Source organism: Cohnella mopanensis, assembly GCF_022352055.1.
In the GTDB taxonomy this organism is placed as follows: Bacteria; Bacillota; Bacilli; order Paenibacillales; family Paenibacillaceae; genus Cohnella; species Cohnella mopanensis.
This window is the reverse complement of record NZ_JAKRWM010000009.1, coordinates 152,562-170,344: the sequence shown is the minus strand read 5'-3', so window position 1 is coordinate 170,344 and position 17,783 is coordinate 152,562. Positions and strand designations below refer to the sequence as shown.

General features: G+C 44.1%; 20 protein-coding genes. 17 read left to right on the top strand and 3 right to left on the bottom strand.

Translation table 11 applies throughout. The features are described 5' to 3' along the window. Positions 1–89 precede the first annotated feature (89 nt). The 13 genes from L3D05_RS15370 to L3D05_RS15310 all read left to right on the top strand — a co-directional run bounded on the left by L3D05_RS15370 (position 90) and on the right by L3D05_RS15310 (position 11,629). Positions 90–569: a hypothetical protein gene (locus L3D05_RS15370; protein WP_239617151.1), complete on the top strand. Its 480-nt coding sequence runs from the start codon at positions 90–92 to the stop codon at positions 567–569. Further along, on the top strand, positions 566–2,356 hold the full coding sequence (locus L3D05_RS15365) for an ATP-binding cassette domain-containing protein (RefSeq protein ID WP_239617149.1): 1,791 nt from the start codon (positions 566–568) through the stop codon (positions 2,354–2,356). Before L3D05_RS15370 ends, L3D05_RS15365 begins: the two co-directional genes overlap by 4 nt. Continuing rightward, the gene (locus tag L3D05_RS15360; RefSeq protein WP_239617148.1) at positions 2,334–2,786 is read left to right on the top strand and encodes an HAD family hydrolase; all 453 of its coding nucleotides are present in this window, start codon (positions 2,334–2,336) and stop codon (positions 2,784–2,786) included. The genes L3D05_RS15365 and L3D05_RS15360 overlap by 23 nt, the downstream gene beginning before the upstream one ends. After that, the gene (locus tag L3D05_RS15355) at positions 2,783–3,679 is read left to right on the top strand and encodes a MauE/DoxX family redox-associated membrane protein (protein ID WP_239617146.1); all 897 of its coding nucleotides are present in this window, start codon (positions 2,783–2,785) and stop codon (positions 3,677–3,679) included. The genes L3D05_RS15360 and L3D05_RS15355 overlap by 4 nt, the downstream gene beginning before the upstream one ends. Continuing rightward, on the top strand, positions 3,603–4,007 hold the full coding sequence (locus tag L3D05_RS15350; protein ID WP_239617145.1) for a hypothetical protein: 405 nt from the start codon (positions 3,603–3,605) through the stop codon (positions 4,005–4,007). The genes L3D05_RS15355 and L3D05_RS15350 overlap by 77 nt, the downstream gene beginning before the upstream one ends. A gap of 14 nt (positions 4,008–4,021) precedes the next feature. Next, positions 4,022–5,347, top strand: coding sequence for an ABC transporter substrate-binding protein (locus L3D05_RS15345; protein WP_239617143.1), 1,326 nt, complete (start codon positions 4,022–4,024; stop codon positions 5,345–5,347). Position 5,348: 1 nt separating this feature from the next. Further along, positions 5,349–5,543 carry a hypothetical protein gene (locus tag L3D05_RS15340; RefSeq protein WP_239617141.1) on the top strand — a complete coding sequence of 65 codons (195 nt, stop codon included), beginning with the start codon at positions 5,349–5,351 and terminating at the stop codon, positions 5,541–5,543. Between the two features lie 403 nt (positions 5,544–5,946). Beyond that, complete coding sequence (locus tag L3D05_RS26765) at positions 5,947–6,213, top strand: helix-turn-helix transcriptional regulator (RefSeq protein WP_369417978.1); 267 nt, start codon at positions 5,947–5,949, stop codon at positions 6,211–6,213. 133 nt (positions 6,214–6,346) lie between these two features. Beyond that, entirely contained in the window at positions 6,347–8,464 is a 2,118-nt protein-coding gene (locus L3D05_RS15335) for an alpha/beta hydrolase fold domain-containing protein (RefSeq protein WP_239617140.1), read from the top strand. Between the two features lie 191 nt (positions 8,465–8,655). Then, entirely contained in the window at positions 8,656–8,853 is a 198-nt protein-coding gene (locus L3D05_RS15330; protein ID WP_239617138.1) for a WYL domain-containing protein, read from the top strand. Further along, complete coding sequence (locus L3D05_RS15325) at positions 8,843–10,102, top strand: DNA polymerase IV (RefSeq protein ID WP_239617136.1); 1,260 nt, start codon at positions 8,843–8,845, stop codon at positions 10,100–10,102. Before L3D05_RS15330 ends, L3D05_RS15325 begins: the two co-directional genes overlap by 11 nt. Beyond that, positions 10,099–10,575 carry a YhjD family protein gene (locus L3D05_RS15320; protein ID WP_239617134.1) on the top strand — a complete coding sequence of 159 codons (477 nt, stop codon included), beginning with the start codon at positions 10,099–10,101 and terminating at the stop codon, positions 10,573–10,575. Before L3D05_RS15325 ends, L3D05_RS15320 begins: the two co-directional genes overlap by 4 nt. A gap of 817 nt (positions 10,576–11,392) precedes the next feature. Then, the gene (locus tag L3D05_RS15310) at positions 11,393–11,629 is read left to right on the top strand and encodes an alpha/beta-type small acid-soluble spore protein (RefSeq protein ID WP_239617130.1); all 237 of its coding nucleotides are present in this window, start codon (positions 11,393–11,395) and stop codon (positions 11,627–11,629) included. A gap of 56 nt (positions 11,630–11,685) precedes the next feature. Here the strand turns inward: L3D05_RS15310 and L3D05_RS15305 are convergent, their stop codons facing one another. Together L3D05_RS15305 and L3D05_RS15295 are read right to left on the bottom strand one after the other, a co-directional pair. Continuing rightward, positions 11,686–11,895: a DUF378 domain-containing protein gene (locus L3D05_RS15305; RefSeq protein ID WP_239617128.1), complete on the bottom strand. Its 210-nt coding sequence runs from the start codon at positions 11,893–11,895 to the stop codon at positions 11,686–11,688. A gap of 765 nt (positions 11,896–12,660) precedes the next feature. Then, on the bottom strand, positions 12,661–13,227 hold the full coding sequence (locus L3D05_RS15295; protein ID WP_239617125.1) for a hypothetical protein: 567 nt from the start codon (positions 13,225–13,227) through the stop codon (positions 12,661–12,663). Between the two features lie 248 nt (positions 13,228–13,475). Here L3D05_RS15295 and L3D05_RS15290 point away from each other — a divergent pair, with 248 nt between their 5' ends. From L3D05_RS15290 to L3D05_RS15275, 4 genes are all read left to right on the top strand, one after another. Next, positions 13,476–13,742, top strand: a complete 267-nt coding sequence (locus tag L3D05_RS15290; RefSeq protein WP_239617298.1) for a YolD-like family protein — start codon at positions 13,476–13,478, stop codon at positions 13,740–13,742. 908 nt (positions 13,743–14,650) lie between these two features. Beyond that, on the top strand, positions 14,651–14,794 hold the full coding sequence (locus L3D05_RS15285; RefSeq protein WP_239617123.1) for a hypothetical protein: 144 nt from the start codon (positions 14,651–14,653) through the stop codon (positions 14,792–14,794). 159 nt (positions 14,795–14,953) lie between these two features. Further along, positions 14,954–16,381 (top strand): acyltransferase family protein, encoded by a 1,428-nt coding sequence (locus L3D05_RS15280; RefSeq protein WP_239617121.1) that lies wholly within the window; start codon positions 14,954–14,956, stop codon positions 16,379–16,381. 443 nt (positions 16,382–16,824) lie between these two features. Next, on the top strand, positions 16,825–17,070 hold the full coding sequence (locus L3D05_RS15275; protein ID WP_239617119.1) for a hypothetical protein: 246 nt from the start codon (positions 16,825–16,827) through the stop codon (positions 17,068–17,070). Between the two features lie 53 nt (positions 17,071–17,123). Here the strand turns inward: L3D05_RS15275 and L3D05_RS15270 are convergent, their stop codons facing one another. Continuing rightward, complete coding sequence (locus tag L3D05_RS15270; RefSeq protein ID WP_239617118.1) at positions 17,124–17,573, bottom strand: hypothetical protein; 450 nt, start codon at positions 17,571–17,573, stop codon at positions 17,124–17,126. Positions 17,574–17,783 lie beyond the last annotated feature (210 nt).

The window sequence follows — 17,783 nt, the reverse complement described above, 5'->3', positions numbered from 1 at the left end:
AGATACTACATATGTGCGATAGTTTTTCCTCATTCGCAAAGATATGATAAATATACAAGATTTTAGAAGATGTTGGGGGAGGGTCGACGATGATTGTCGAAAGAGGCTTCGCGCATCGAAAGCTGATGAAGCAAACGAAGAACTGGCTGGAACCCGGCGAATATTTTCCGAATAACATCTGCTCCAACGAGAACAACGTTATTGATATTTATACCCTCAATCGCGGATGCCTGTTCATTATGTTCGTGAACACCGACTGCGAACCATGCGGCGATGCTTTAAATACGCTATATCAGATATTGACCGAGCGGAGGCTGCCATTCGTAATATTAGTAGCCACGCGCGAAACGGAGAAGTTAAATACGATTCGGGAAGCGTTCGACGATCGCGCTACGGTGTATGGGTGCAGTCAGATGGAAATGAAGAAACATTTCCTGACGGATGCAACGCCTTGGTGCTATGGAATCAACTCTGTTGGGCAGATCGTGACAAGCTCGGTAGCTGGCAATCGGGCCGAAATGGCGAAGTTGCTGGCACCTTTTCGAAGCTTGATCGGTGAAATGCGATGATGACCGTCATGCAGTGGGTCGCCTATCTTTCCAGAGGATCGAGAATGTTACTGGCAGGCGCAGTCATGATGATGATCGCGGGTCCTGTATTAGGTTGGTATCAATTTGTATGGTCGCAACGGTTTTTTAACTTGCTCGCCTCCGGATTTCAAGATCGATTGAACGTCGTGATCGGATTTGCTGTCGGACTGTTCGCTATCAAGATGCTGGAAAGCGCTTTATTGCGCTTTAACGGGTATTTGCAAGAATCGCTGTCTTTGAACTTAAATCGGCAAATCGAATCTTATCAATTCGAACTGATACAGCCGACCGACATTACGCAAATCGAAACCCCGTCCTATCAGAACGATCTAAATCTCTTGAAAAACAATCTAATGAAAATCGGCCAAATTATCCAGTCTTGCATTACCGTCGTGAAGGAGGCGGGGGTGATCGTCGTGTATGCCTACTTAGTAAGCCAATATAGCTGGCTTATTCTAGCGGTCATACTCGTCTTATCCTTTCCGAATTTGTTATATGTATGGAAACATGCCCGGCAGTTGGACACATTCTTCGGACGAATCTCTCAGGCTCAGATGGAGGCAGGGAAAGTAACCGGATTTCTAACGTTGCCGATGGCGTTGAAGGAGATGCTCATTTTCGCGGCCAAACCGTTTTTCCTGTCCAAGTGGAACAGGGCTACCGATCGGGTCATTCAGAAGAATAAGCAACTGATGAGAAGTGAATATTCCTGGGGGCTATTAGTAGATTTGTTCGTTCCGGTGAAATACATATTGACGCAGTTAATTCTTATCCGAATGCTCTACCATCATCAGATACAACTAGGGGATTACTTGGCCATAACCGCTGCCGTCTCCCCGTTAGAGAACGCATTGCGTTCGATGTTCGTCTCGCTCGACAGGTTCAAATACTTGCGGCTTTTCCGGGAGAAATGGAAGGGGTTCGAAAGGAAATATTTATCTTCTTCAACGGTTTCCTATTCCTTAAATCGAATCGACGAGATCAGAGAAGTCGCAGTGGACAAACTCACTTTTGTGTATCCGGATCGGAGTCTGCCCGCATTAAATAAAGTATCTTTGCGATTGAACGGAAAAACGCACTTAGCCATTATTGGCGCAAATGGATCTGGCAAATCCACGTTAGCGAAAATAATGGCTGGATTGCACCAGGTCCCGGAAAAGAGCGTGTTCTTCAATGGAGTACCGATAGAGAAGGTAGATCGCACAAACTTGTTCGAAAAAATTTCGATTACGTCCCAAGATTTCATTAGGTATCCATTGTCGATATATGAAAATATTTGCATGAAGGAATACGCAAGCAAGGATGACGATTACCTAAGATTAATAGAGCGTTATCCGGAACTGGTCCCCGATAGTTTACGCGACGATCCTTCCCAGTTGCTCGGGAACGATTTTCTGGGAGCGGTACAAGTGTCCGGCGGCCAGTGGCAGCGGATTGCGATTGCGAGGGGGCTATATAAGGGAAGCGACGTCTTAATCCTGGATGAAGCAACCTCTGAGCTCGATCCCGTCGCGGAAATGGAAATCGTGCGCAAGATATTGGCGGATCGTCAGGGTAAAATGACAATCGTGGTCACGCATAATATGAATCTGGCCCGGATGACCGACTTCGTCCTAGTGTTAAATGCGGGTGAAATCGAGGAAAGCGGGGCTCCAGATGCACTCCTGCGCCAGCAGTCGAAATTCAAGCATATGTGGGACATGCAGGGCAAAGACGATACCCATGCGGAGGTGCGGAATCAGGATGGACTTCAAGACGCTATTTAAGAATGAACGTCAGGCGCAGCAGGGAAAATCGGCCGCTCTATTGCCGGGAGAAACGTTTCCGATGAGCTGGCACAGCGATTTCTACGAGCGAAACGTCCTCTTTGCTGGAGTTTTCTCGTTATATTGCTCCCATTGCATCGATTTATTGCCGGAGCTAGTAGAAGCAATTCGTAACCATCGTATTCCGTTTGCGTTGATTACGAACGGAAGCGTACCCGAGAATATGGAAATTGCCGAACACTTTAAGACGGCATTTCCGATTGCAAGTATCGAAGAAAATGAAATATATGATTTGTACAAAGTGATCGAAACGCCTTATTTCTACAAGGTACACGCCTCTGGAGAAGTGTTGAAAGGTTTCAAGATAGAGTCGGGGGACGATCTCGCGTCGCATTGGAAAGAGCATATTCGGCTTGAGGTCAACGGATGAGTTGGGGGGTCATGCTGGTCGGCTTCGTGAATGTCGCAATGGGCTACATCTTTATGCGGTCGGCATGGGAGAAATGTCGTAATCCGCTTAATTTCGCTCTATATTTACAACGTTTTCTATATCGCTTGCCTTTGTCGGGATTACGGATTCTGGTCTACGCGATTATCTCTCTTGAGTCCGTATTGTTCCTCTCGTTCGCAATAGATCTATGGAATGGATTCAAGACTATCGCGGCTTGCTCCGTACTTGTCGTCTTTACGGCGTTCTTGATTGCCAATCGAGAGACGATACATCAATCAGGTTGCTCATGTTTCGGCGATCGTTCCCGTTTGAACCGTTATCCCATTGCACGGAATTTAACGCTGATGGGGTTATGCCTGCTCCCTTGGGCAATCGGATTCCAATCCCTTGATGAGGTAATGACGAGGGTCCAGATCGGGATTGTTGCAGTGTTGGCGCTCTTGCTCTATAGGGGATACACTCGCCAAGACAAGCGCATGAAAACCGAATACCCGCAGGCGAGCCATGAGTTGCCGACTCTCGTACTTTCTTATCGAGCATCGGATTTCGAAGAGGCAGATCGGCTTCTCGCCGATACGGCGGGATATCCGCTACAAGTGCTATTGGATGCGCCGGAGTGGATACTTGCCATGAAGCAACGGAAGTGGAGGAGTCATATCGTTGTTTATGATGTTAGGGGTGACCGCAGAAGCGGGCAAACTTATCTGTTGGCCTCCCACGGTAAAGGTAAGTTAAGAAAATTCTCGGAGTGGTCATCTTATACCAATTCGTATTTAGGCGGTGAATTCAGTGGGCATGGCACATTCGATAATTCCAGCCATAGTGGCGCAGCTTATCCCGGCGAAAGAGATTCAATTCGATCGGAATCTTAAAGTCCATCACATCCGCGAAGTCATAAACCGTCTGTCAGTTCCTACTTTTCCGTTTATCGCTTCTTGCGATGTCCTCGTTCAATTGATGTTGCCGGAGGGGCATGCTGAAATGATCGAGCTGCGGGTGTTGGATAAAACGGGAAATGTTCTGACTCTCATGCAAATAGACGCGCGCAATGTCAGGGAACCCGATTATCCTCCTGGTTGCGATATATCGATGAGCGTGCGGTTTCTAGCAGAGAAGGAAGGGATTTATGAAATCCAAGCGCTGGGAATGGAGGGGGTAATAGCTCGGTATCCCTTCTATATCGGTAAAGGAAATAAGTGAACGGAGGAATGGGAATGCGGTTTCGCGCTATGACAATCTTCATCGCTATTATGCTCTTCTCGATATTAGCGACGGGGTGCCAGAACGAACAGAAGCAACCAGTCAAACTTAAAATATTGCTGAATTCGAGCGAGTCGGGGTATATGCAATTTTACGGCGGTCAATTGTACGAACAGAAATTTCCGGAAGCCGAGATCGAGTACATTACTTTCGATATGCTTAAAGCGATAGAGGGTGACGCGGCGCAAAATTATATTAAGTTCATCCGCGAAGAAAAGCCGGACGTTATTCTCTCTTCCTTCTACAGCGTGCTCGTCAACGAAGGAATCCTTCTCGATATGAACGCTTATATCCGTAAAAATAAATTCGATCTGTCGTTACTCGATCCCAGTGTCATGAAATGGTTAAAGGCACCGGCCGCAGATGGCGGGTTGTATGGGCTCGCTCCCCAGTTCAGCAGTAGTGCTCTATACTATAACCGCTCCTTATTCGAGAAATACGGAGTTCCGCTCCCGACGGACGAGATGACTCCGGAAGAGCTCATTCAAACGGCCAGACGATTTCCGGTGAAGGATGAAACCGGCAAGCCTTTGTATGGTTTTCATTACGGGCAAATCTCGTCGCCGGATTTTTATTTGAATTTGATTAATCCTAAAGGAAGTATCTTTGACCGGACGGGCAAAATGACAATGGATACTACCGAATGGAAAGAGAAGCTAACCCCTTTAGTAGATGCGCTTCGTGAGGGGCAGCTATCCTATCTATCTCCGTCCGACGACAGAAACAATGGGGCTTATAACGAGCAATATTTGTTCAGTCAAGGACAGGTCGCCATGTTCATCGGTTCGTCGGACCAATTGACGGAGTTGTCATCCGCTCCGTTCGACTGGGGAATCGTCGTCATTCCGCACGATCGGGTCGATCCCGTCGGAAACTTATATCCCGATCTCATCTACTCCATATACCGAGACTCCCCGAACGCCGACGAGGCGTGGAAATACGTGGAATACATGAATAGCGAAGAAGTCGCGAAAAAACGTTCGAAGACGACATCCGCTTTGCTAACGAGAACCCAGTTTAACCAAGAACGGGAAGGAGTGAGCCTTGCGCCATTTTTTAAGCTGGACATGAGCCCGCCGTCCTCAGGAGGTGCGGAATCCGCTCCTATTCATCCCTTGTTTCTATCGCAAACCTTGTACCCGTTAATTAATCGCGAACTCGATCAAGCGATACAAGACACTCAGTCGATTGAATCAGCTCTTAGCCGTATTCAGACCGAAGGTCAAGTTCTGTTGGATCAAGAATGGAATAAATCTTCCGGATTGAAAGGAGGTGAATAATATGTCCTATCCAAGTTGCCCAAGCGGCTATACGAAGCTTAGTACTTCGGATGGTAACCCGTTTTGCGCGGGAATGAGCTGCACGCAAGGAGGAGGCAGTCAGAGGGTTGTAAATCTCTATACTTTCTGTCAGAAAGATACTTACCCTTACGACTATCAAACTCCATCCAACACAATGTACATCGGCTGCTGCTAAGCTAGACCCAATCTATTATGAAGGGAGTTTTAGTGATGGCGTATCCTTCTTGTCCAAGTGGTTATGGGGAGCCTTCCTCAACGTTTGACGATAGCCCGTTCTGTGCGGGAATGAGCTGCACACAAGGCGGAGGCAGTCAGAGGGTCGTTAATCTGTATCGCTTGTGTACGAAACTAACTTATCCGTATAATGTCACAACGGTTTCCAATCAATCCTATATCGGCTGTTGCTAGCTAGACAAGGTGGAACCTGCGGCGATCAGCTGCAGGTTCCACCTCGTCTAGCGATGCTCCTTGTATTCTATAGTACGGTTGCGTTTGAATAGTTCGAAAGAACTAGAGATTAAAATAGTAATTAAAGGTAAAATATAGAAGGAAAACATTTTCTAAGAAAGAGGTGGAAGATGGACCTTCTCGTTTTTTTTCAAAAACAGATCCAGGAATTCGGATTATCTCCCAGAGAGCAGGAGGTCGCCCTTCACTGGATGATGGATTTCAATTATAAAGAAATATCATTACTTATGCAGATCAGCGAGTTGACGACGAGGACGTATATTAAAAATATACACTTGAAACTAGGCGTGAACTCTAAAGCTTCTTTAATCATTAAAGTCATACAACATGGGACCTCATCCGGGGAACTAATATCCGGTATGAAATCGCTTATATAGTAGAGCTCCGCTTCGGCGGGGCTTATTTTGGCTTAGACTTTGCATATGCCGCACTGCATATGGAGTTCGGTTTGACGGAACAGGCCGAGCAGCTTACTCAAGTTTATTTCATAAAAGGATAAGGAGAGCAAAAATGCGTCTCAAAGGAGCTAAGTACGTAATCGGAAGTTTGATCGTGCTTGTCGTTGCCGTTCTGTTGTATCGGTCTAACATTGATAAAAGGGAAGAGCAGGTGTCCGCAACGCCCGAGTCGCTCAGTTCTCCCCAGGCTAAGGCCACTCCTTCGTCCTCATCTGTGCCTTTCCTTGCCCAATCGGAAGATTGGATGTACCTTGAGCCGCGGTTTAAGGTCGTGGTTCATCCGGATATCGTTTATCAAACAAAACCGAATTTCCGAGAAGAGACAGAAACTCTTGCATTCGATTTGTATGAACCAGAGGGAGACGATCATCCCCAACGGCCGGTTGTTGTCTTTCTTCACGGCGGCGGATACAGTGCGGGAGATAAGCGGGATGGCGCGGAAATCGCGAATGAGTGGGCAAGCCGCGGATTTGTCGTTCTGTCGGCCAACTATAGATTGCGCGCCAATCCGTTCGATGATATTACGGGCACCTTGAATGATGCCATGGACGACGTGAAAGACGTTATCGGCTGGGTTGGGGAGCACGAGACGGAATTCCGGTTGGATAAGGGACGCATTGCGCTCGGGGGAGATTCGGCGGGCGGGAGCTTGTCGATCAATTTCGCCAACGAATTTCTGGATTCCGGTAACCGGAATAAATACGGAATTTACGCGGTACTCGATATTTATGGAGGCTTATTCTACGATACCCGAAACCCGGAACTGCCCCCGACGATGATCGTTCACGGGACGAAAGATCGTACGGTTCCTTACGACTTGAGCGTGAAGTTATCGCAAATATTGGAAGCGCAAGGCGTGTACCACGATTTTTTAACGATGGAAGGCATCGACCATAATTATAAAAACCCGAAGTACTGGGATGCGGTAATCGCGTCTACGTCGCATTTTATGAGAAATACGATGGACAGGTCTCAATCTCTCTTAAGGCCGGAAACGGAATATTGGAGCGGGTCCGCTGGAGACACGGTGGTTATCCGGCTCGAAAGAACGAAAAGCCGTACGGACGCGGCAGGCTCGTTGCGGGCGGCTTTGCCAGCGGGATGGGAACAAGTCGGGGATGCGGAGTTCGGATCCGATTCGAAAGTCGAGTTAAGCGTTAAGGTACCCGAGGAAACATTACCCGGTGTTTATAATGTATTAATCGAAGCTAAGGCCGAAGACGCTTCCGATACGGGCACTCTTTCCGCATATGTGAAGTTGGATGATCCGCTTATCATTAATTTTGCCCCTTTTTATGACCCGATTTCGAAAAATATTCATACTCGGGCTAGCCTAATCAATCAATCGCGCTCCGATCAGGCCGGATTGTTGAGATTGGAGTTTGGAACGGCGGAAGGTTCTCAACTCAAAGAGGCATCGATTGATCCGATTGCTCCGGGTGGAACCCGGGTAGTTGAGCTTCCGTTCTATATGGATGGCGACCAAACCGTAAGCTTCTCGAACCTTAAAGGCAGAATCGTACAGAAGAAAGACGTTCTATCCAACGTACTGCTGGCCGTTCCTCAAGCGAAACCCGTCGCAATCGACGGTTCCCTTAAAGAATGGAAAGGTCAGTCCGAATTCGAGCTAAATGAAGAGGCGCAAGTTAAGATGCAGAATTGGAAAGGCGTCGAGGATCTTGGAGGGAAAGGATACGTATCATGGGATGATCTAAATGTATACATCGGGTTGGATGTGACGGATGACATACACTCGCAAGAGAGTAGCGGCGGCGATATCTATCAAGGGGATAGCTTGCAGTTCGCGCTGAACGTTACCGACTCGGTGGGCAAGGAACTAGGTACGCATGAATTCGGCGTTGCGCTCCTGAAAGATGGAACGGTATCGAACTGGCGATGGATCTCGCCTGATTCTTCCGAACCCGGAAAAATAGAGGCGCTAAAAGCGGCCGTATCGAGAAAAGGCAACCACACTACATATGAGATTGCCTTACCGTGGTCGGAGTTGGGCCTTTCCTCGCCGTCAATCGGCACCGTTGCCAAATTCTCCCTCATGTTGAATGACAATGACGGGGAGGGAAGACGAGGGTGGATAGAATATAACGGAGGAATCGGCTACAAGGATGAGGAGGCGTTCGGAACTCTCATATTAACCGGTAGCCGCGAGTAAAATGAAATATGTTTAAATCAAAGGTCTGCCAATCGGCAGACCTTTTTAATAGGCATACGCTTCTGCTCCTTACTTGCTCAAGGTCCATCATGTCCCTATTGGAAAAATCTAGATGTCTTTTTATCCCTTGCATAAGAACGTGCGTTCGCCATATAATAAGGGAACAAACGTTCGCTATGGAGGCGAGGAACATGCCTGAAAAGTACATTGGGCAGATCGTTCAGATTATTTACCAAGATGCTAAGGGGAAAATTACGCAGCGCACGATTCGAATTCGAAAGATCGTTGACGGTAAAGTGTTCGCGTATGACTTGGAGAAGCGAGCTCCTCGCCCCTTTAGAATGGATCGTATCCTATCTCACTTTCCGGTGAGCTTCCATGCCTCCTGAACGCACTATATTTTTAGTCGATGGACAGTCTTTTTACGCATCCGTTGAAAAAGCGGCTCACCCGGAGTTCCGGAATAAGCCCGTAGCGGTAGGCGATCCCGAGAGGAAATCAGGCATCATACTCGCGGCTTGCCCAATGGCCAAATCAAAGGGCGTAACGACCGCTGAGCGAGTAGGAGAAGCACTTGCGAAATGTCCGGATCTTGTAGTCATACGGCCTCGGATGCAACGATACATTACGATCTCATTATTGATTACGGAAATATTCGAATCCATTACGGATCAAGTCGAGCCCTACAGTATCGACGAACAATTCCTAGATGTGACGGGGTCAACTTCAATATTCGGCGAACCGAACGCAATCGCCCATGACATTCAGGAGCGCATTTATTTGTCGACGGGGGTCCGGTCCCGGGTAGGTATCGGTCCGACTAAGATTCTAGCTAAGATGGCAACGGATAATTTCGCTAAGAAAAGACCGGATGGTATTTTCAAACTTGGATACGAAAATATGGAGGAAGATCTTTGGCCGTTGCCCGTGCATCAAATGTTTATGGTGGGCAACCGGATGACGAAGCATTTTATGTATATGGGACTGAACACGATCGGAGATATTGCCAGAATGCCGCTTGCCGATTTCAAAAGGCGAATGAGGCAACGGATGGGGAAACAGAGCGATATTCAAGCAGAATATTATTGGCAGACCGCTCGAGGGATTGATCCGAGTCCGGTTGTGGCTTCGATACGCGGAAATCTCAAATCGGTAAGTCATGGCAAGACGTTAAGAAGCAGCCTTTACAAAAAGTTAGCTGATATTGAAGTCGTACTTCTCGAACTCGTTGTTGAAGTGTGCAGGAGAGCGCGCAGGCTTGGATATCAAGGCAGAGTTCTCTCTGTGGGCGCTGGTGAAACAGATGGCGAACGTTCAACCGGGTTTGGACGACAAATAACGCTTCCCCATGCGACTTCTCTTACTCATGAAGTTGCTTCTGCGGCATTAAAGCTATTTGGGGAACATTGGCACGGACTTCCGGTGAGTCATCTGTATATTTCGCTTTCACAGCTTTCCGACGACAGTACCTATCAGCTTACGTTATTCGACGATAGAGTAGCGGCATATGAAATTGAACGAGCGACAGACCAAATCAAGGACCGGTACGGGAGCGGAGCTATCATGAGAGCATCATCGCTACTAGCAGCCGGAGTAGCAAGAGAACGTTCTGAGCAAATCGGAGGACACTACAAATGACAAAGCTTGATGGGAACGAGCGTTGGAAGTCGAAGATGCTTTTGACGGAACATCAAGAGCAATATCAGAATCGCCATAACAAGGCTATTATAGGACGGGCAACGACTGAGGAACTTACTATGATCCGTGATTCTATCATGTTCCCTCATATGCTCACGATGTGTGATAAGAGCCTGCAAGAAGTAAAACGATCGCCTAATCTATTTAAAAGGTTTTTCGAACAGTTCATCCAGTCGTTAATGGATAAGATCAGCAAGGATCTATTCACACTCCGGCGCGAGATGAAGACTCGAAACATAAAAGTGTTCGATGATGAGACGGCGGACGGGATTATCTATCATAGATATGCTTGCCGTGGGTATGAAGATAAGTTTGGTATCGTAAGAGAAACATTGCGTACGGAGATAAGTGTCCGTTTAGCCAAGTATGCTACATCGATATTTAACCCTGAAATCAAACAACATAAGGAGTGATCGGGGCTTTCTTGTGCGGGCATAGAATACCCCATCATGCGACGGATCATGATGGGGTCCCAGTTCATACGGTGATTTCAATACTCTTAGTAGATCCCGGTTCCAGCACGCAGGATAATGACCAACAGTATGAAAAGGACAAGAACAAATGCAGCAGCTTGCATTCCACCATAACCGCTCATAGAACTCACCACCGATTTGTTATTGTGATTCTTCATCACACCATTAGCTTATGTATGGTTAAGCATACTGTCAGTGCGTTCGCACAGATCTATGAATAACCCGCTTCTACCCAGCCAATCGAGAGATGGTAAACGAATAACCCCGCATAGCCGTGGGGCTGAGCGGGGTTAATGATGGATGACTTAAAGACTAACGACTCCGACTATTTTAGTTGCTTGCGGTGTGCGGGAACGGGAGGAATAGGAAAAGATGTCGGAGGTATAGGTGGATTAGGAGGTATTGGGGGAATAAATGGAGATGGGGGAATGAGCCACGGGGGGAACGGAGGAAACAAAGCCATATTGTAATCCCTCCTAAATAATATTTGGTTCATTTTATTCTCAAGCGTGCTTTACGCGAGGGCTAACGAACTACAAATACAATCAATCAGTTGGAAAATTCAAAAAAGGAGCCACGAAAGTGACTCCAAGGAGAAAAAAAGGTTATGAAGAAAAGTGCAAATATTCATTTGCAAGTTTCTCTATATCATATGATATACGATTCGTATATCACTTTCATTAGGTGGTTGGTGGAAGTGAATAAGAGAACTTATAGGAAGGCATAATACGTGGTAAATCGTGGAGGTGATTACTTAATGGCAAACAATCAGAATTCGAATCAGTTGGTTACCCAACAAGCTCGCGCAGCAATAGACAGATTGAAATACGAAGTCGCGCAAGAGCTAGGGATTTCATTCGCTAAGGACGGTTATCACGGGGAAATGCTAACTAAGGATACTGGTCGTATAGGCGGAAATATTACTCGTCGACTAGTGCAAATGGCTGAGCAACAATTGGCCGGACAATCTGGTCAAGTCAATTCGTTCAGATAAGCAAAAAGAGCAGGCGGATTTACCGTCCTGCTCTTAACTTTGTCAGCTCGAAAGTGTTACCTAGCAGGCTCCTCTGCTCGAACATCGTTGATAAACTTGATACAGTAAATTGCGCATATTCCGACGACTACATATACAATTCGCGATAAAGCTGAATTTGTCCCGAAAACCCTCGCAACCAAATCGTATTCAAACAATCCAACCAAAAACCAGTTCAATCCTCCGACGATTAATAAACAGAGTGCCACGACGTTTAAAGTCTTCATTAGAACTCTCCGTTCAAAGTGATTTTATGGTGAGATGTTCTTACAATTCCCAAGTGCAACCCCTCTTATACAACAAGTCGACCCCCGTCTCGCGACGAGGGCCTTTCATGGGTGAAGCGGGATACAGCGTATATAAGTCGCAGTTTTCGGGCGACATACTCCTGCATGGCCTTGTCAAACAACTCTTGCCAGTCGTCGAAATAAGTATGATTTGCACAATGCCTCAAAAGAATCCAAATGGGCTGTTTTGATATTTGTTGTGGTTAATTAGATTATTAGAAAATGATTTTTCGATAAGTATAAAAACCAAAAGAATGAATATTACAAGTACGATTAGTGCTACAACAGAAATGTTCATTAAATCACCACCTAATTGAGTTTCTTAAAAAACCCGCCATCACTGACATAGGATGGCGGGTTCAAACGATTAATTAATAACCAGCACGAAGGATAATTACCAAAAGGATGAATAAAACAAGTACGAATGCTGCAGCCTGCGCGCCGCCATAACCTGCACAAGATCCAGTACCTACACCACCAACACCATAACCCATGTATATCACCACCATTGTTTATTGTGATGTTTAATCACCCTGTCAGTTTATGTAGAGATAAATATACTGGCAGTGCATTCACACAGACCTATACATTTTCCGCAAGAGCACAGAAGTACCCGGGTGCTTCAGCTATACTCAAAACATTTTCAATGAGCATCAATGTATAGGGGATGGATTTATGCGTTTAGATTGGTTGGTAAGGGATGTTTTAATTTCCAATTTGTGATATGTACCAATTTCCATCTTTTTTTTCTACACGAATGTCAAAAGCTTCGATATCTTTCCAATCAATCTTCTTATTCATATCGTCAGAGGTCCGAAAATCGAATTTAATTTGAAACTTAAAGGTACCATCTGAATTTTTATGACCCTTTGAAATCTTATATCTTTCTAGCCAAGGACTAGAAACACCTGTCACCCAATTACCCGCCTCTAACAATTTAAGTTCTTTCTTCTTAAGTTCAGTTGATAAGAGGGCATACTCCAGCGCACCGTTTCGCGTATAAATAGCTTTGGCCCAAGTTTCCGCCGCTTCCTCAGGCGTTTTCGCTGCTAAAGCTTTTTCTAGCATTCGAATTTGTTGGTTCAACGATTCCAACTTAGCTGAGGGGTCCTTCGTTACTTTATTGACCATAACGATTTCATCCGCTTTGGTCTGCTGATACAATGATTCTGCTTTAGTATTGGATTCTAAAGCTTGATTTTCTGTTCCACAAGAGATTAAGGAAATTGCGGAAATTATAAGTATTGATGTTATTAATAATAATTTCTTCATAGTAGGCTCCTTCAGTAATCATTTTTGTGATCCTGAAAGATTGGACGTTACTCTGAGGGAAAAGGTTAGAAAAGCAAAATAAGAGCAGTAAGGGTAGCCCTTATGCTTTTTTTCATCCCTTGCATAAGAACTAATGTTCGCCATATAATTGTACGGGAGGCCCTACGGAAGGAAATGAACTTTAGGTTGTCAAAGTATGCCTCTTCGATTTTTAACCCAGATATCAAACAACAGAAGGAATGATTGTGATGCCGCCAGTTGAGAAACCAAAGAAGAAAGCCAAGGATAAGAGACCGACGAGAGATGAAGCTATTCTCGAAGAAATCGGGGAAAGACTAGTCGAAGCGATGAATGAGGAGTCGGTGGTAGTCCTGACCGTATGGGGCTGGGATGATCCAGTTCAGGGAGTCATCGTGGCTATGGATTCTAGGACTAAGTTAGTCCATGTGCAGAAGCATGGAAATTTAATTAAAGTGCCGTTCATGGATATTATGGAAGTTGGGAGCCCCGAGTGATAGGGGCTTTTTTCTATATAATAAGTGCGTTTTATCGGTTGAAACAGTTTTGATAATGAGAGGTAAGAAGAATTTAGCCACCAATCGGCTTCCAGTCAGATGTCAAATGCAGGGACTAGGATTGCACTCTGTATGAGAATGAGTAGATGATCGTCCTCGACGTGAAGGAAAGCTATCGATCTTTTTTGTACCATACTGGGCTTGAATAAGTTGATCGTTTTCGAAAACTAAGGTCATTCTTGGTACTCCAAATAGCAACCTAGAAAAGGTTAACTTTTTTACAAACACTTTCCTTTCGATTCCAGCAGAGTCGTCTGCACTTACATCATATCCGAAGCTTCCCAATATGTTTTTGACTTCTGCTTTGCTCATTCCAAAGTATATATTGGAAATTTGCTCTTCGCTGTATTTTGGTTTCCCGTCCAAATAGTTGACGTACCTAAAATAATCAATCGTTGCGAAGATTGAATAAAAGACAACAAAGATACTAAACAACAACAGAATCCCTATGCAATTGTCGTAAAATTTCTTCAATTTCGAAGTCTTCAACACCGAGCCTCCATGTGTGCGTTTTCAAGTATTTTACACAAAGGCTGATGAATCGACAATATTTTCCTGTGAATTATTGATAAGGAGCTGATAGATATGAACGACAATGGCCAAAACGGGAAGCAGTTCGTTTACAGGGAAATGGGATACGAGCATCACGCAGGCTGCTTGGTCGAAGAGGCAGTGGAAGATCCGCACTAGGAGCTGTTCAGCAGATTATCTCTCCCGAAGCGATTCCGATTACGACGTGCGCCGAAGAAGAGATCGACGACGTTCTGGATGCTTACGGAGACGCGCTCGATCGGATCGAGAAGCAACAACTATGCTTTATGTTAAAACTCCCGGCACGGGGAATTCGGGTGGACAGCGAAATGATGAGGCGGGCAACCTCGTCACGGGATCCGTCTTCGAGAATCGTCCGACAAATCCTCTGCCAGATGGAGCTGAAATCGTCGATGGATATCATCGAGGGACCGAACGGTATCTTGTATCCTGCCGACTAAGTACTGCCAAAAACAGATGCTCAGCGCATAGCGGAACTGGAACAACTTGTCGCAGATCTTGCCGCGCATCAATTGGGGGAAAAGTAAAAAAAAAATAGACTTCAACCTCTTTCTAAGGTAGGGTATTTCTGGAGTGAATAGTTGGAGGTTGGAATTTCTATGAATAATTTTCAAAGAGTAAGGTCGTTAGACTTCTTAAGGGGTATTATGGCTTTATTAATTATGGTTTACCACTATTCTGGGTGGATTGGTATAAATTTTATATACCCCTTAAATGATCTAAATAATAGGTTAGGGATATACGCTGTATCAGCTTTTTATTTAATTAGCGGAGCAAGTTTGGCTTTAGCTTATATGAATCAAGAAGTAAATAATACTTTATTAAAAAGTTTTGTTGTTAAAAGATTTTATAGAATAGTGCCGTTATTTTATCTAGCAACAACTTTAACAATACTAGTCGAAGAATTATCTAGCTTGATTTTTAGTAACACTTTATACTTACCAGAAATTAAAAATTTATTTTTAAATTATTCACTATTATTTAGTTGGTTTGACCATGATGGGTATATAGCTACTGGTGCATGGTCAATTGGTAACGAACTGGTGTTTTATTCAGTATTTCCTTTGATTTTAATAATGTTAAGGAAGTCAGTGTATTATTTGGTTTCCTTTTTTGGATTTTCGTTAATATTGACAGGGTATTTTTCTACTACTCTACTTAATGATCAACAGAGTTTAGCGGAACAATGGAGTGATTTTATTAATCCATTAAATCAAATGTATTTGTTTATTGGGGGCTTGATTATTGGTTGGTTGTTTATTAATAAAAAATTAAACATAGTTTGGATTTCAAAGTGGTTATTTGTAGCTTCCATATTGGTCTTTATATTTTTCCCGATAAACGGTGAAGATCAAATAAATTATGTTACAGGTTTTGGGAAAGTAGTATTATCAATAGCTATTTTTTCTATGGTAATGAGCGCAATGCCTATTAAATTAAAAGAAAGCTATTTGACTACAGTTTTGAAATTTTTTGGAGACATTTCTTATTCAATGTATCTAATTCACCCAGTTGTGTATACGGGATATGGCATAATTAAAACTAAAATGCAGTTAGAGAGTAATTTAACGACGATGATTGTCTTGATGATATTTACAATTTCATTGTCAACAGTAACATATTATTTTATCGAAAAACCGATGATTAAAATTGCAAGAAGAGATAAAAATGAAAATATTGAGACAGGGAGAAAGAGGAGGCTTGGTTACAGCTTAATAATAACTAGTTTTATAGGTTTATTTCTATATTTCAATGTTACAACAAGATCTGATAATGCCTTTGATTATGACTTGAAATGTTCTGTTGAAAATAAAATAATTCACCTAAAATGGAATGAAAAATCTGATGTCGAAAATTATCTAGTTACTTCTAGTCAAAAAGGGGAAAACCCAAAGTCGATTTGGGTGAATACAAATTCTTTTAGCACATCAGAAACCGATTTTACAGAAACGGTAGTTACCTTTAAAGTAGCTGCGTCCGGTAGCAATCCATCAGAACCAGTTATGTGCAAAATAAATAATAAATAAAAATATGTGAACCAACAGAAATACTTCAAGCTTGGAAATGAAATCTTTAGAAGTTCACAATAGTACGATTATACGCAACAACCAAAATCCCAATCATTTGGGATTTTTATTCTTGAAAAGGAGCTGTCGCTCCATGTTTAATCGAGGTTCGTTTAACCGACTACCATTCAATCGGGCGTTCTCAGTCGGAATTCTAGCATCGTTTACCTAGAATGGCGAGGGGGATGGCAGTCAAGGGAACCGGAGAGTTCTTGGCTGTAATCTCCATGCACAGCGAAGGCGAGCTCGAAATTAATGCAAGCCGCTACATAGTGTGTAACACTTTTATCTGGACCGGGATAGATTATTCCAAAACTCCCGATATGAGCGAGTAAGAGCGGCAAAGACTCCTACAGACCAAGCTTACGCATTACAACTATGTGGCTATGCGACCGATCCGCAGTATGGCAGCAAAACAGAAAGCATTCGAAGCGCTTCAAAAGAAAGTGGATGAGCTTACAATCGAAGTCGCAACTTTAGCAAAGCAACTTAAATCGGCGGGCGAGAACATTCCGACCCCTAAGTGGTTTGTAACAGAGTTTGGTGAGGGTGTCGTTGCGAAGATGAGCGATCCGACAGGAACACTGGACTTCTGGAGATCGTTGGCTGTCTCGCTACGAGTGCAAAATAATAAAGCAAAAGTTTTATAAATTTAGTAAGAGAAACTGCGCCCCTATTAGGAGCGCAGTTTCAATAGAGTTATTTAGCTATAAGAAAAATTGATGTTATAAGTCAGACTTGTAGAATAATCAGATCCAGTTTGTCCTCTAACTTGGAAATACATTGTCCATCCTGCAGGAAGATTGCCTCCCATACTATCGATGGCACCAGCACCATGATCAGTTGCAGCGCCATTAGATAGATAAGAAGATCCTGTATATGTGACTGCATGTAGATCGTAGTTCTTACCTGCAGGTGACTGCAAAGAGGCTACGAAATTTACACTTTTCCCTGTATCATTTGTCCAAGAGAACCAATCTACATCATCGGAGCCATTGATAGTGGTTGAAACCCCACTAATAGGACCATTGAGAGAGTAAGCTGTTGGGATTGAATCAGCCCAACCATCATAGGCGAATGCAGATGTTGCTCCGAATAGTGACATAACAAGAGTAAGTACAGTGATGCTGAGCTGTTTCATTCTTTTTCTCATAATCTTACATCCTCTCAATACCATATTTGATAAGCTGGCCAGCTATCACACTTCTAAGACAATCCAAAGTTACATATAGTTGCATTAATATATCAATTTTAGGTAAACTTTAGGTTGTTAATGGAAACTACGCTTGTCAAATGATGCATGTACAACGATAGTTAATAATTCCGATCCAGGCGGAAAATCCGGGAGGAATAACTGGCGATC